General features: G+C 39.5%; 14 protein-coding genes and 1 other annotated feature. All 14 genes read left to right on the top strand.

Annotated features, from left to right (window positions below; translation table 11 throughout):
• The first annotated feature begins 100 nt into the window (after positions 1 to 100).
• The 14 genes from LI149_RS06380 to LI149_RS06445 all read left to right on the top strand — a co-directional run bounded on the left by LI149_RS06380 (position 101) and on the right by LI149_RS06445 (position 13,975).
• Positions 101 to 1,330, top strand: a complete 1,230-nt coding sequence (locus LI149_RS06380; RefSeq protein WP_040015238.1) for an alanine--glyoxylate aminotransferase family protein — start codon at positions 101 to 103, stop codon at positions 1,328 to 1,330.
• A gap of 178 nt (positions 1,331 to 1,508) precedes the next feature.
• Complete coding sequence (locus LI149_RS06385) at positions 1,509 to 2,054, top strand: Uma2 family endonuclease (RefSeq protein WP_005341004.1); 546 nt, start codon at positions 1,509 to 1,511, stop codon at positions 2,052 to 2,054.
• A 203-nt stretch (positions 2,055 to 2,257) separates the two neighbouring features.
• Positions 2,258 to 3,337 (top strand): ABC transporter substrate-binding protein, encoded by a 1,080-nt coding sequence (locus LI149_RS06390; protein ID WP_005341003.1) that lies wholly within the window; start codon positions 2,258 to 2,260, stop codon positions 3,335 to 3,337.
• Positions 3,327 to 5,024 carry an iron ABC transporter permease gene (locus LI149_RS06395; protein WP_117606701.1) on the top strand — a complete coding sequence of 566 codons (1,698 nt, stop codon included), beginning with the start codon at positions 3,327 to 3,329 and terminating at the stop codon, positions 5,022 to 5,024. The genes LI149_RS06390 and LI149_RS06395 overlap by 11 nt, the downstream gene beginning before the upstream one ends.
• Positions 4,996 to 5,925: an ABC transporter ATP-binding protein gene (locus LI149_RS06400; RefSeq protein WP_005341001.1), complete on the top strand. Its 930-nt coding sequence runs from the start codon at positions 4,996 to 4,998 to the stop codon at positions 5,923 to 5,925. Before LI149_RS06395 ends, LI149_RS06400 begins: the two co-directional genes overlap by 29 nt.
• A gap of 54 nt (positions 5,926 to 5,979) precedes the next feature.
• Positions 5,980 to 6,858, top strand: a complete 879-nt coding sequence (locus LI149_RS06405) for a polysaccharide deacetylase family protein (RefSeq protein ID WP_227143099.1) — start codon at positions 5,980 to 5,982, stop codon at positions 6,856 to 6,858.
• A gap of 185 nt (positions 6,859 to 7,043) precedes the next feature.
• Positions 7,044 to 7,287, top strand: a binding site (T-box leader).
• Positions 7,288 to 7,424: 137 nt separating this feature from the next.
• Positions 7,425 to 7,997: a 2-oxoacid:acceptor oxidoreductase family protein gene (locus tag LI149_RS06410; RefSeq protein WP_118447822.1), complete on the top strand. Its 573-nt coding sequence runs from the start codon at positions 7,425 to 7,427 to the stop codon at positions 7,995 to 7,997.
• Positions 7,997 to 8,299: a 4Fe-4S binding protein gene (locus LI149_RS06415; protein ID WP_005330565.1), complete on the top strand. Its 303-nt coding sequence runs from the start codon at positions 7,997 to 7,999 to the stop codon at positions 8,297 to 8,299. Before LI149_RS06410 ends, LI149_RS06415 begins: the two co-directional genes overlap by 1 nt.
• Position 8,300: 1 nt before the next feature.
• Positions 8,301 to 9,485: a pyruvate ferredoxin oxidoreductase gene (porA, locus tag LI149_RS06420; RefSeq protein ID WP_173786368.1), complete on the top strand. Its 1,185-nt coding sequence runs from the start codon at positions 8,301 to 8,303 to the stop codon at positions 9,483 to 9,485.
• 15 nt (positions 9,486 to 9,500) lie between these two features.
• A complete protein-coding gene (locus LI149_RS06425; RefSeq protein ID WP_005330572.1) occupies positions 9,501 to 10,436 on the top strand; it encodes a thiamine pyrophosphate-dependent enzyme in 936 nt (311 codons plus the stop codon).
• A 155-nt stretch (positions 10,437 to 10,591) separates the two neighbouring features.
• On the top strand, positions 10,592 to 11,236 hold the full coding sequence (pduL, locus tag LI149_RS06430) for a phosphate propanoyltransferase (RefSeq protein ID WP_173786369.1): 645 nt from the start codon (positions 10,592 to 10,594) through the stop codon (positions 11,234 to 11,236).
• Positions 11,237 to 11,466: 230 nt separating this feature from the next.
• The gene (locus tag LI149_RS06435; RefSeq protein WP_168933438.1) at positions 11,467 to 11,862 is read left to right on the top strand and encodes a DUF2185 domain-containing protein; all 396 of its coding nucleotides are present in this window, start codon (positions 11,467 to 11,469) and stop codon (positions 11,860 to 11,862) included.
• 78 nt (positions 11,863 to 11,940) lie between these two features.
• On the top strand, positions 11,941 to 12,150 hold the full coding sequence (locus LI149_RS06440; protein WP_118427560.1) for a hypothetical protein: 210 nt from the start codon (positions 11,941 to 11,943) through the stop codon (positions 12,148 to 12,150).
• Positions 12,151 to 12,640: 490 nt separating this feature from the next.
• On the top strand, positions 12,641 to 13,975 hold the full coding sequence (locus LI149_RS06445; protein ID WP_227143100.1) for a glutamine synthetase family protein: 1,335 nt from the start codon (positions 12,641 to 12,643) through the stop codon (positions 13,973 to 13,975).
• Positions 13,976 to 14,050: the final 75 nt, after the last annotated feature.

Here is a 14,050-nt window from a genome sequence, read left to right on the forward strand (position 1 = left end):
GCTTTCAGAAGAATGTTTAAAAGCATCTTTCCAATGGATTTCTAAGAAAAAAACAGGAAAAAATAACAGAAACAACACATGAAAAGAGAGGATGACAGACATGAAATTTAAAGAGATTAATCCATCACCACGCACACTTATGACACCGGGACCAGTTGAAGCAGATCCTCGCGTACTTCGCGCAATGGGCGCACACATTCTCGGACAGTTCGATCCGGAATTTACAGCACTTATGAATGAGACAATGGAGATGGAGCGCTATGTGTTCCAGACACAAAATAAAATGACATATCTTGTAGATACCACATCAAGAGGAGGTCTTGAGACAGTTCTGACAGGAGCAATCTGTCCGGGAGATAAAGTCTTGATTCCTGCATTCGGACGTTTTGGATATCTGCTTGCAGAGATTCTGGAGAGATGTGGAGCAGATATCACACTTCTTGAGAGAGAATGGGGAACTGTATTTGAGCCGGAAGAGATTGAAGAGGCATTAAAGAAAGACAGCTACAAAGCCGTTGCATTTATCCACGGTGAGACTTCTACATCTATGATGCAGCCATTGAAAGAGATTGGTGAAATCTGTGAGAAATATGGTGCACTTCTGATTGTAGATGCAGTTGCAACACTTGGTGGAGCAGAAGTACACGTTGACGACTGGAAGTTATCCGCATGTATCTCCGGTACACAGAAATGTATTTCAGCACCTTCAGGTTCTGCACTGATTACATACAATGAGCAGATTGAAGAGATTGTTAAGAAGAGAAAGAAAGTAGAGAAAGGAATCCGTACAGCAGATGATGTAAACGGTTCACTTGCAGGAATCCCAAGTAACTATCTGGATCTTGCACAGCTTGAGGATTACTGGAGCCCAAGACGTCTGAACCATCATACAGAGGCTACAAGTATGCAGTATGCAGTACATGAAGCACTCCGCTGTATCGTGGACGAGACTCTGGAAGTAAGATGGGCAAGACACAGCCTCAATGACAAGGCTCTGTGTGCTGGTCTGAATGCAATGGGTCTTAGCATTTTCGGAGATATCGAGCACAAGATGCCAGTTGTAACAGCAATCAATATTCCGGAAGGAGTAGACGGAAAGGTAATCCGTGGAACACTTCTCAACGAGTTCGGAATCGAAATTGCAACATCATTCGGACCACTGGACGGCAAGATTTTAAGAATTGGTAACATGGGATATTCAAGTCAGAAGAGAAATATCCTGATCCTTCTTGGTGCTCTTGAAGCAGTTATGCTTCAGAATAATGTTAAGATTGCTACAGGCGAAGGTGTGGCAGCAGCTATGGAAGTATACAAAAATGCTGAGAAATAAATAATGATATTGAAAAATATATGACAGATAAATGCCTCTTGGTGAATTGATTGCCAGGGGCATTTTTAATTGCATGTGTAATAATAATTTAATATTTGTTTATACTAAAAGTATAGATAATTAAAACATAACATGTTATAATGTGACATAAGGATTTACAGGAAAGGAGCAATACAATATGCCGTTATTGAAAGAGGACATTTACACAATAAAAGATATATATGCATTACCAGCCGGAGAACGTGCAGAACTGATTGAGGGAAAAATATACGACATGGCACCGCCGTCAGCAGCTCATCAAAGAATATTAATAGCATTAAGTACAGCAATATATAATTATATTGATAGTAATAAGGGCTCTTGCGGTGTATATTTAGCGCCGTTTGCTGTTTTTCTGAATGAAGATGACAAGAATTATGTAGAGCCGGATATATCTGTGATTTGCAATCCGGATAAGTTGGACGATAAAGGGTGCAATGGGGCACCGGACTGGGTGATTGAAATTGTATCGCCAAGCAGTCAGAGAATGGATTACATGATAAAGTTGTTTAAGTACCGTACCGCAGGGGTTAGGGAATATTGGATTGTAGATTCATTGAAAAATAGAATTACTGTATATAATTTTGAAGAAGACACCATGCAGGAGTACACATTTTCAGAAGATATACCTGCAGGAATATATCAAGGCAAGCTCACAATTAATTTATCAAATATTCAGAGATAAGTGTAGAATATATGATTTACTCCGGAACATATACTCTTATAAAGGCAGATGTTCCGGAGTTTTTTCGTAGGTTGAAAATAGTAATTATATATAAAAAATATCTATATGTATATGACAATTATAGAGAAAAACAATTTGAAAAAGCTGATTATGAGTGCTAAGATATTCAAAAATACAACAAAAAAGAAAGAGGAAAAAGTATTATGAAAAGAATGAAGAAATTTGCAGCTCTTCTTCTTGTAGTAGCCATGACATTTGGTATGGTTGCCTGCAGCAGTTCAGACAAAAAAGAAGAGTCTACAAAAAAAGAAACTAAGACAGAAGAAAAAAGTACCAAAAAGCTTGATGGTACTTTGAAAGTTGTTACAACTGGAGATGCTTATCAGCCATTATTTGATAAGTTTACTGAAGAAGTTGGACCTAAAGTAGAATTTATTTCTATGTCTTCCGGAGAGGTATTATCAAAATTGAAAGCAGAAGGTGGAACGCCAGCAGCAGACCTTTGGTTTGGTGGCGGAATTGACGCATTTATGGACGCAAAAGATAATAATCTTCTTGAAAAAGTAGATTTTGATGCGGCAGATGAACTTTCACCAGACTTTAAGGATAGTGATAATTACTGGTTCTCTAAAGGTGTTACTGTAGTAGGATTTATTGTAAACAATGATATTTTAAAAGAAAAAGGACTGGAAGCTCCGAAGACATGGGATGATCTCACAAAGGAAGAGTATCAGGGAGAGGTACTGATGTCTAATCCGGCTATCTCAGGAACAAACTATGCAGTAGTAAATGCGCTTCTTCAGACAAAAGGACAGGACGAAGGTTGGAAATATTTTGAAGCACTTAATAAGAATGTAGATTATTATTCAAAACGTGGTTCAGATCCAAGTACTAAGACGGCAGCAGGAGAAGTTGGTATTGGTATCACATATATCAATGGTACACTTGATGAGTTAAAAGAACAGGCAGATGTTGATGTTATCTATCCTGAAGATGGAATGCCATATGTCCCAGAAGGTGTTGCAGCATTTGCAAATGCAGAGAACACAGAGGCAGCAAAAGCATTTATCGAGTGGTTCTTCTCTGATGATGAGAACATGAAAATGATGGCTGGTATTGACAAGAATAATACATGCCTTCTTGTAAAACCAAGCTTGAAGGGACTGGAACTGAATTTTGACGAGAGCCAGCTTATGAAAGAGGATCTGTCATTATTTGGATCAGAAAGAACAGAAATTCTTGACAAGTGGAGTACTTTGATGGGAGATAAAGGTGAACAATAGAAAACCTATAAAAAAACGGGCATCATTATATGATGCCCATTTTTATAATATATTAGATTATTTTATATTGGCAATACTGGTAGCCGGAGTATTGATATTTATTCTTTATCCGCTTCTTTGTATGGTGAAGCAGAGCTTCGCAGGAACAGAAGGATTTTCAACGGAAGTTTATAAAAGTATTTTCAGTGATAATCTGGTGTTAGTAAAAAATAGTGTATTTGTCGGAAATTTATCAGCATTTTTTTCTACGATTGCAGGACTTCTTGTAGCAATTTGTGTGTGGGTAGCTGGAAAGAAAATGGGGAAAGTCCTGGAGACAATTTTATTGATTAGTATGGTCTCTCCGCCATTTATTGCATCGCTGGCATACATTCAATTATTTGGAAGAAATGGATTGATTACAAAAGGAATTTTAGGCTTGTCATTGAATCCATATGGCTGGCTTGGGGTTGTTGTTATGCAGACTCTATTTTTTGCTTCATTAAATGCACTTATGATTCTTGGAATGCTGAAAAAAATGGACATGTCATTGGTCAGGGCATCTTTTGATTTAGGAGCATCATCTGGCTACACTTTATGGAGAATAGTAGTACCGTTGTTGCGCCCAATACTTTTAAGTTGTTATTTGCTTTCCTTTATCCGCTCAATTGCTGATTTTGGAACTCCAGTAGTAATTGGAGGCCGCTTTGAAACAGTTTCAACAGAAATATATATGCAGGTCATTGGCTATTCTAGATTGGACAAAAGTGCTGCGCTTAATGTATTGCTTCTTGTTCCTACAATTATTGTATTTGTATTATACCGTTATTTGATGAAGAAAAATGAAAAAGTTATTGATGGAAATAGCAATAAGACGATTGAGGCTGGAAATACTTTCAGACTACGAGGTATGTCGGCAATTGTTGTATGGCTGGGAGCAGGTTTCTTTTTTGTTATGATGGCGCTGGAATATGGATCTATTTTCTTGAATAGTTTCAGTAGAAATTTGCGAGGCAAAATTACATTTACAACCATGTATTTAAAAGCATTGCTTGAACGAGATATGGACACTTTTGTACGAAGTGTGGAATATGCGTTGATTGTTGCAATAGTAGGAAGTGTGATTGGAATGTTGCTTTCTTACTATATTGAAAGAAGAAAAATAAAATTAGGAGGAGTGCTAGATTTTATTATTACATTACCATATATGCTTCCGGGAAGTTGCTTTGGAATTGGTTATATTCTTGCATTCAATCATAGTCCGTTAAAGTTTACCGGAACAGCAGCTATTGTTGTGTTAAATATGATTTATAAGCAGATGTCCATTACAACAAAGGCTTCGTTTTCTTCACTGCAACAAATCAGCATAGAACTTGATGCTGCAGCAAGAGATCTTGGGGCAAACAAATTTTTGGTGATGAAAGATGTAATTCTTCCTAATATGAAACAAGCTTTTGCAACAGGATTTATTAATAATTTTACAAGTGCAATGGTTACGGCAGGTGCTGTAATCTTTCTGGTGACACCAGGACAAAAGATTGCTGTATTTACATTATTTGACTGTATTAATACAGGGCGATATGGCGAAGCATCAATGATTGCAACATTTATTATTGCTATTACAATTACTGTAAATGTGATATTTTCAATACTTGTTGCTTGGAAAGGAAGAAGAAAACGTGTATTTAGAACTGAAAAATGTAAGTAAAAGTTTTGGTGAAAAAGAAGTAGTAAAAGATTTATCACTTTCGCTTCCTAAGGGAGAGCTGTTATGTTTGTTAGGAGCATCAGGTTGTGGAAAGACGACAACGCTTAAAATGATTAGTGGTTTCTTAAAGGCGGATAAGGGGCAGATTTTGATTGATGGACATGATATTACTGAACTAGATCCAGAAAAGCGCCCAGTATCAACTGTTTTCCAGTCATATGCATTATTTCCGCATATGACGGTTTTGGAAAATGTAATATATGGATTAAAATTTCAGGGAATTAAAAAAAAGAAAGCCAGAGAAATGGGGATGGAGTATTTGAAAATCGTGGATATGGAAGAATATGCAGGATTTTCAATTGGCGAAATATCTGGTGGACAACAGCAAAGAGTTGCATTAGTCAGATCGTTAATTACAAAGCCGAAGGTACTCCTTTTAGACGAGCCACTTAGTAATTTGGATGCGAAACTTCGAGTCAAGATGCGTGAAGAAATTCGGGAAATTCAAAAAAAGTATGAGATTACAATGGTTTTTGTAACCCATGACCAAGAAGAAGCAATGGTACTTGGTGACAAGATTGCTATTATGGATCAGGGTAAACTTGTCCAAATTGGAAGACCGGAAGAAGTGTATTTGCATCCACAAAATGATTTCGCAAGAGATTTCTTGGGAATATCGAATCAGTTTACCGATATGCGAGGAAACCATATATGTTGTAGACCAGAAGAACTCGAATTTGTGGATAATGGTACTGTAAAAGGAATTGTAAAGCAGGAAGAGTTTTTAGGATTTTACCGACAATATTGTGTTGAAACAGAAACCCATGAAACCATCATTGTAAGAACGGATAGAGGGGTAAAAAAGGAAGTAGGAAAAGAAATTCAGCTTCAAGTTAAATAGAAGATTAAAAAGGATGTAATTTATCAAAAAATAAAGATTCTTATAGAAGAATATATGATTTACTCCGGAACATATACTGCTATAAAGGCAGATGTTCCGGAGTTTTTTATGAGAAAGTTTATAAAACTTGAGAGAATAAGGGCAAATCGCGAGAGTATTCAAAAGAAATTGAATAAGAAATGGTTGACTTGTGGGATTTTTACATGTGTGGCTGCAATAGCAATGATAGGTTCATACAGGTACATATCAGGAATCGTCAAGGTTTCAAGCAATGTCAATGGGAAAGAACTTCCGATTTACTGTGTCCAGACCAACGAAAAGAAGGTTGCGCTCTCATTTGATGCGGCATGGGGGAATGATGATACCCAGAGAATCCTGGACATTTTAAAGGAACATAATGTACATGTCACATTTTTCATGACTGGCGGGTGGGTCGAAAGTTATCCTGACGATGTGAAAGCAATCTATGAGGCAGGCCATGACCTTGGAAATCACAGTCAGAATCATAAGAATATGTCTCAGCTTTCCGATGAGGAGAAGACGCAAGAGTTAATGAGTGTTCATGAAAAAGTGAAGGAGTTGACAGGAGTCAAGATGCAGTTGTTTCGCCCGCCATATGGAGATTATGATGACGCCGTTGTTTTAAATGCCAGGGAAAATGGATATTATCCGATTCAGTGGGACGTGGATAGTCTGGATTGGAAAGACTACGGGGTTGATAGTATTTTAAATACGGTGCTGAATCATAAGGCACTTGGAAATGGTTCGATTATCTTGTGCCACAATGGGGCGAAATATACGGCAGATGCTCTGGATGCATTGCTGGACGGATTGAAAGAAAAAGGTTATCAGGTAGTGCCGATATCGCAACTGATTTATAAAGAAAAATACCATATGGACGTGACCGGAAGACAAATTCCGGACGCGAAGTAGATACCTAGAAAAGCCCGTAAAATGGGCGAAAAATCAGAACATACACATCAATTAAAGAACATATATAGAATAGTTTAATATTTGCTGTCTCTTTTAGTAGATTATAATTTTTCAAAAACCTATTGACCTTTCTCTGAATATAGAGTAATATTTATGTAGCGCAAAAACAGATTGCGCTCTATAATTTAAATTCTGTGAAGAGAAAGAGTAGAGATAAGAGATTTCCCTACAGAGAGCTGTCGGTGCTGAAAGACAGTGGGAGGCTTATTTTGAAAATCATCTCTGAGAAGGAAAGCTGAAAGAATCACATCAGGTAAGTTTTCACGGGGATTTCCCGTTATAGAAATCACGTATGATTGTACGTAGTGAATATCACTTGTTTTAGAAGAACAGGGTGGTTGCGGAACTGATAATATGTCCGTCCCTATTTCAGGGGCGGACTTTTTGTATATATGATGCCAGTGACACAAGCTTTGCACTAATAGAAGCATAGATGTAGAAGAGTTAAAGCGTGGAGTAATCTGTAGGCATCATACTTATACACAACAAGAGAAAGGAGAAGATGCATGAGTAATCACACAGAGATCAGATGGCATGGCCGTGGCGGTCAGGGTGCCAAGACAGCAGCATTACTGTTAGCTGATGTTGCATTTAAGACAGGAAAATACGTACAAGGATTTCCGGAGTATGGTCCGGAGCGTATGGGTGCGCCGATCACAGCGTACAACAGAATCAGCGATGAGGTAATCCGTGTACATTCTAACATTTATGATCCAGAGTTCGTAGTTGTTGTAGACGAGTCACTTCTTGAGACTGTAGATGTAACAGCAGGACTGAAAAAAGAGGGGGCGATCCTTGTAAATACAGCCCGCCCGAAAGAAGAGATTATTCCACATCTGAAAGGATACGAAGGAAAACTTTATACAATTGATGCACATAAAGTATCTATGGAAGCTATGGGAAGATATTTTCCGAATACACCACTTCTTGCAGCAATTGTAAAAGTTGCAAATATCATGGACGAAGAGACATTTTTAAGAGAGATGAAAGCTTCTTTCAAACATAAATTCGCCAGCAAGCCAGAGGTTATTGATGGTAACATGAAGGCTCTTGAGATGGCACTGAAGGAGGTAAAATAATGGCTACAGATATCAGCAAATTAGGAGTTAAGACAAAATGGCAGGATCTGACAGAAGGAATGATCGTTGCCGGAGCAGGAACTTCAAAGGATTTCCACACCGGTGAGTGGACAAGCGTAAAGCCGGAATTTATTGAAGACAAATGTAAACAGTGCCTGTTATGTGTACCTGTCTGTCCAGACAGTTGTATCCCGGTTAAGGATATGAAAAGAGGCGCATTTGATTATGACCATTGCAAAGGATGCGGTATTTGTGTAAAAGCATGTCCGTTCGGTGCAATTACGATGGAAGGAGTGAAATAAGATGGCAGGAAAAAGAGATCGTTTATCAGGAAATGAAGCAATAGCAATCGCTTTAAGACAGATTAATCCGGACGTATTTCCGGCATTCCCAATTACACCATCTACGGAGATTCCACAGTATTTCGCTTCATTTGTAGCAAATGGACAGGTGGATACAGAATTTATCCCAGTCGAGAGTGAGCATAGTTCTATGTCAGCAGCAATCGGAGCATCCGCTGCAGGAGCACGAAGCCTTACAGCAACTTCTTCTTGTGGACTTGCTTATATGTGGGAGGAACTTTACATTGCAGCTTCTAACAGACTTCCGCTTGCACTTGCACTTGTAAACCGAGCACTGTCCGGTCCGATCAATATCAACTGTGATCATTCTGATAGTATGGGAGCAAGAGATGCAGGCTGGATCCAGATTTACGCAGAGAATAATCAGGAAGCTTATGACAACATGGTTCAGGCTTTCCGCATTTCCGAGCATAAAGATGTACGCCTTCCAATCATGATCTGTCAGGATGGATTTATCACAAGTCACGCCGTAGAGAATATTGAACTTCTGGAAGATGCAGACGTCAAGAATTTTGTTGGTGAGTATGAGCCGGAAGATTATCTTCTGAATCCAGAGTGCCCGATGGCAGTCGGCCCTTACTCTATTACAGATTATTATATGGAAGCAAAGCGTAACCAGGCAGAAGGAACAAGAAATGTCAGCCGTGTCGTAAAAGAAGTGGCTGAGGATTTTGAGAAGCTTTCCGGCAGAAAATACGGACTTTTCGAGGAGTATCGTATGGAAGATGCTGAACGTGCAGTTGTTATCATTGGTTCCGCAGCAGGAACAACAAAAGATGCAGTAGACAGACTTCGCGAGCAGGGAGAGAAAGTCGGACTGATTAAGATTCGTCTGTTCCGTCCATTCCCGGCTGATGAGATTGCAGAAGCATTGAAAAATGTCAAGGCAATCGCGATCATGGACCGTGCAGAGAGTTATACAAATCACGGTGGCCCACTTGGAGCAGATGTGATGTCTGCATTATTCCGTGCAAGAAGCCAGGCACTCGCAATTAACTATGTATATGGACTTGGTGGACGTGATGTGCGTGTCGAAGATATGGAAAATATATACGAAACACTGAAACAGGTCATTGCAGATGGTGATGCCGGAGAAATGTATCGTTACATGGGAATCAGAGAATAAGGAGGCGCGAAGAAGATGAGTTATAATTTTAAAGAGACAATGAACAAACCAGAGCGTCTTGCTCCTGGACACAGAATGTGCGCCGGATGCGGCGGAACAATCGCAGTAAGAAATGTCCTTCGTGGTCTTCATGAAGGAGACAAAGCAGTCATCGGAAATGCAACAGGATGTCTGGAAGTTTCTACATTTACATATCCATACACAGCATGGGAAGACAGCTACATTCACAATGCATTTGAAAATGCAGGGGCAACACTCAGCGGTGTTGAAGGCGCTTACAAAGCGTTAAAGAGAAAAGGAAAATTACAGGATACAAATTACAAATTCATTACATTTGGTGGAGACGGCGGTACATACGATATCGGACTTCAGTCATTATCCGGGGCAATGGAGCGTAATCAGGACCTTGTATATGTGTGCTACGATAACGGAGCTTATATGAACACGGGTATCCAGCGTTCTTCTGCAACACCAATGTATGCAGATACAACAACAACACCAGTTGGAAGCGAGAGCAATGGTAAACCGCAGAACAGAAAAGATCTGGCATCTGTAATTGCGGCACACGATATTCCGTACGTTGCACAGACTACATTTGTACAGAACTTTAAAGATCTGCACATCAAATCCGAAAAAGCCATCTATACACCGGGTGCAGCATTCCTAAACATTATGGCACCATGCCCGCGTGGATGGAGATACAACACACCAGACATTATGGAAATCTGTAAACTTGGTGTAGAGACATGTTACTGGCCGCTGTTCGAGGTCGTAGAAGGAAAATGGATTCTGAACTATGAGCCAAAGAAGAAACTTCCAATCGAGGACTTCTTAAGACCACAGGGAAGATTCAAACATTTATTCAAGAAAGGTAACGAAGACCTTCTTGAGGCATTCCAGAAGGAAGTAGACAGAAGATGGGAAGACCTTCTGTTCAGATGTTCAAGATAAGAGACAGATTTATTTTGAATCTGTAAATAGTAAGAAATGAAAGATTCGGGTTAAGCTTGTAGAGATGCACAGAAGAATATGCTATGCATTGCATGATGTGCATCTCACAGCAAGAATATAGTAAGATTTAAGAATTAGGGAAATGAGGTAAAGGCATGGGACTTGCAATACCAATCGAGACAAGTGCAAGGCACATTCATCTGTGCCGGGAAGATTTTGAAATATTATTCGGAGAAGGAAAAGAGCTGACATTTAAGTCAGAGCTCAGCCAGCCGGGACAGTTTGCCTGTGAAGAGCGTCTGGAGGTCCGCGGACCAAAAGGAGCATTCGATAGGGTTGCAGTTCTTGGACCTTTCCGTGGGGAGACTCAGGTGGAAATCTCTATGACAGATTCCAGAAAACTGGGAATTCCAGGAATGATACGTCAGTCCGGAGACACTGCAGGGACACCTGGATGTACACTGGTGGGACCGTGTGGAAGCGTGGAATTAGACCACGGTGTGATTGTGGCAAAACGCCATATACACATGACACCGGTACAGGCATATCAGTTAAATGTAAAAGATAACGACTCTGTATTTGTCATTACACAGAGCTTTGAACGGGCACTGATATTCGCAGATGTCATCGTTCGCGTCAGTCCGCAGTTCGCACTTGCAATGCACGTAGATACAGACGAGGCAAATGCATTCGCAGGAACCGAGAACCCGACAGGAACACTGCTCAAGCTCTTCGGAGGAAAATCCGAAGAACTACAAAGATGGGCAGATGAGATTCAGAGTGGTATTCATCGGATATAGAGTATTTATTAAAAACAAAAAATCCTTCACCCAAGGCACGCTCGCGCTACCCTCCGCTGGTAGTGGTACGTAAGCGAAAACTGGTAGGTGCAAAAAATGCGACAACCATTATGAGTCAACTATCGCAAATTTTGCGACAATTGCTGAATATGGAATTGGAAATATAAGAACTGTACAAAAAGATCAGAGTATGGTAGGATTATAAGAAATATTCGAAGGAATTTATAATCATGGAACTTTTTAATCTTAATAAGAAAAAAGCCGATTTTATTAAAATAAAGGTAGAAAAACTGGTTGATTGGAATGAGCCCAATGGAGATGGCTGTGTAGTATCGGATAAAATTACAAAAGAAGGATTTAAGGTTGGCTATATGTATAGAGAGAAGCCAGAAGAAGGAAGACCGGATAGTGGTTGGAGATTTTTGGCTGGTAATGAAGACGAGGAATATATGAATGACTCGAATAATCATCATATATTTGCCGTTAATACAATTTGTAATTATGATAAAGATATTATTCCGTATATAAAAGCTAAGATAGGAAGCGTATATATAAGAGTTGATGGAAATAGTTTTGGAATAGATGACGGTTCGAAACCGATATTCTTAGATCGGCAGAATAGATAACTTGCGCTTGAAAGAGTTTGTGTGTATACTTGATTTAGAATATTTTGTGCGTGAGTACGAAGAACAGGAGGTAGCGGTATGCGTGATTTTTTAGATAAGGTGAAGGAAGTTTTTGACCGTGAATGGTCAGGTGAAGAGAAAGTTCTGATTATGCTTTGTTGTGTTCTTTTAGGAGTGATTTATGGATTTTTAATTTCTCCAATTAAAAAAGGAATTTCTTTTGGTAATAACAATGGAAATAATTATAATGAATTTGCAGATGATTACTGGTTAGATGACGAAGAGTAGAATAAAAAGTAAGAAATATTGATGCCGGATCAGAGTGATATGTGCCTGAAAATTTGGACATATTTTATGAGGTAACTTAAACAAATGAGGATTTTCTGTGTTGGACAGGAGGTCTTCATTTTTTATGCAGATATATATTTGCTCATAGGATTTAACTTTGCAATTGAGTTCTATTTGAAATATACACTATTAATCAATTGTCAGGATTGACAAAGCATCATTTTCTTTTTATAATCATAAACATGTGAGACAACGGCGTTTTCATCCTTGTATGAGAGCGCCCTTTTTGCTATAAAAGTATTATCAATAGATAGCTTGTAGGCATGTTTACATGCATTACAGGATATCTATTAGATAATCTGAGCTGCATGAACAAGAAGGGCGAAAGTCCGGATTGTGAATGTGGTAGCAGATGCGGGAGTGCAAAGCACGGAGCATCTGGCTTTTATAGATTCAGATAGTAAAAAATAATACAAGCGGGAGGTTTTTTATGAACAATTACACACGCGAGGATATTTTGAGGATGGTTGAAGAGGAGGACGTTGGTTTCATTCGTCTTCAGTTCACAGATATGTATGGAACTTTGAAAAATGTAGCAATCACCAGCAGCCAGCTTGAGAAGGCGTTGGATAATGAGTGCATGTTCGATGGTTCTGCCATTGAAGGTTTTGCGAGAATGGAAGATTCGGATATGTATCTTCGCCCGGATCTGAATACATTTGAAATCTTTCCGTGGAGACCGCAGCAGGGGAAAGTAGCAAGGCTGCTCTGTGATGTACAGAAAGCGGACGGCAGTATGTTTGAAAGTGATCCAAGATATGTGTTAAAGAAAGTGATTGCCGAAGCAAAAGAGATGGGGTATACATTTGACGTGGGACCAGAGTGTGAGTTCTTCTTATTCCATACGGACGAAGACGGACTTCCGACTACATTTTCTCATGAGAAGGCAAGCTATTTTGATCTGGGACCGTTAGATTTAGGAGAAAATGCAAGGCGTGATATTGTTCTGACACTGGAGGATATGGGATTTGAAGTAGAAGAATCTCACCATGAATTTGCACCGGCACAGCATGAAGTGGATTTTAAATATGATGAGGCACTTTTAACTGCGGATAATATTATGACATTTAAACTAGTCGTAAAGACTATTGCCAAGCGTCACGGGCTTCATGCTACATTTATGCCGAAACCGAAGTACAATGAAAATGGCTCTGGTATGCATATGAATATGTCCCTTCATAATGAAGCGGGGGAAAATGTATTCAATGACAAGAATGACCCGAATGGTATGAGTAAAGAGGCATACTATTTTATTGGCGGTTTGATGAAGCACATTAAAGCCATGACATTTATCACGAATCCTATTGTAAATTCTTATAAACGGTTTGTGCCGGGATTTGAGGCACCGGTGCATATCGCATGGTCCAGAAAGAATCGGACGCCACTTATCCGAATTCCGGCAGACCGTGGGGGGAACGTCAGAATCGAACTTCGTAGTCCGGATACTGCAGCAAACCCTTATCTGGCACTGGCAGTATGTCTGGCAGCAGGACTGGACGGTATCCGTAGTAAGATCATGCCACCGGACAGCATCGACCGCAACTTATTTGAGATGAGCGAGGAAGAACTCAAAGAGGCAGGAGTAGAAAGGCTTCCAATGAATCTGATGGAAGCGTGTCAGGAATTTGAAAAAGACGAGTATATTAAAAATGTGCTTGGAAATGATCTGGTGCAGAAGTATACACAAGCTAAGAAAAAGGAATACGAGGAATATGTAACCCAGGTCACAGAATGGGAGTTTAATAAATATTTACATCGAATCTAAGCCTGCTGTTGTGTGAAATATTTCTTATCAGGGAGAAGAAAAGATTCAGGAAGCTGCTAAAAGCGGACAGAAGGT

The sequence above is a fragment of the Dorea sp. 210702-DFI.3.17 genome, from assembly GCF_020560825.1.
In the GTDB taxonomy this organism is placed as follows: Bacteria; Bacillota; Clostridia; order Lachnospirales; family Lachnospiraceae; genus Dorea; species Dorea formicigenerans.

Coding starts and splice junctions, on each gene's coding strand:
- LI149_RS06440 (WP_118427560.1), top strand. CDS start 11,941: ATGCGTGATTTTTTAGATAAGGTGAAGGAAGTTTTTGACCGTGAATGG.
- LI149_RS06390 (WP_005341003.1), top strand. CDS start 2,258: ATGAAAAGAATGAAGAAATTTGCAGCTCTTCTTCTTGTAGTAGCCATG.
- LI149_RS06425 (WP_005330572.1), top strand. CDS start 9,501: ATGAGTTATAATTTTAAAGAGACAATGAACAAACCAGAGCGTCTTGCT.
- LI149_RS06380 (WP_040015238.1), top strand. CDS start 101: ATGAAATTTAAAGAGATTAATCCATCACCACGCACACTTATGACACCG.
- LI149_RS06410 (WP_118447822.1), top strand. CDS start 7,425: ATGAGTAATCACACAGAGATCAGATGGCATGGCCGTGGCGGTCAGGGT.
- LI149_RS06405 (WP_227143099.1), top strand. CDS start 5,980: ATGATTTACTCCGGAACATATACTGCTATAAAGGCAGATGTTCCGGAG.
- pduL (WP_173786369.1), top strand. CDS start 10,592: ATGGGACTTGCAATACCAATCGAGACAAGTGCAAGGCACATTCATCTG.
- porA (WP_173786368.1), top strand. CDS start 8,301: ATGGCAGGAAAAAGAGATCGTTTATCAGGAAATGAAGCAATAGCAATC.
- LI149_RS06445 (WP_227143100.1), top strand. CDS start 12,641: ATGAACAATTACACACGCGAGGATATTTTGAGGATGGTTGAAGAGGAG.
- LI149_RS06385 (WP_005341004.1), top strand. CDS start 1,509: ATGCCGTTATTGAAAGAGGACATTTACACAATAAAAGATATATATGCA.
- LI149_RS06415 (WP_005330565.1), top strand. CDS start 7,997: ATGGCTACAGATATCAGCAAATTAGGAGTTAAGACAAAATGGCAGGAT.
- LI149_RS06435 (WP_168933438.1), top strand. CDS start 11,467: ATGGAACTTTTTAATCTTAATAAGAAAAAAGCCGATTTTATTAAAATA.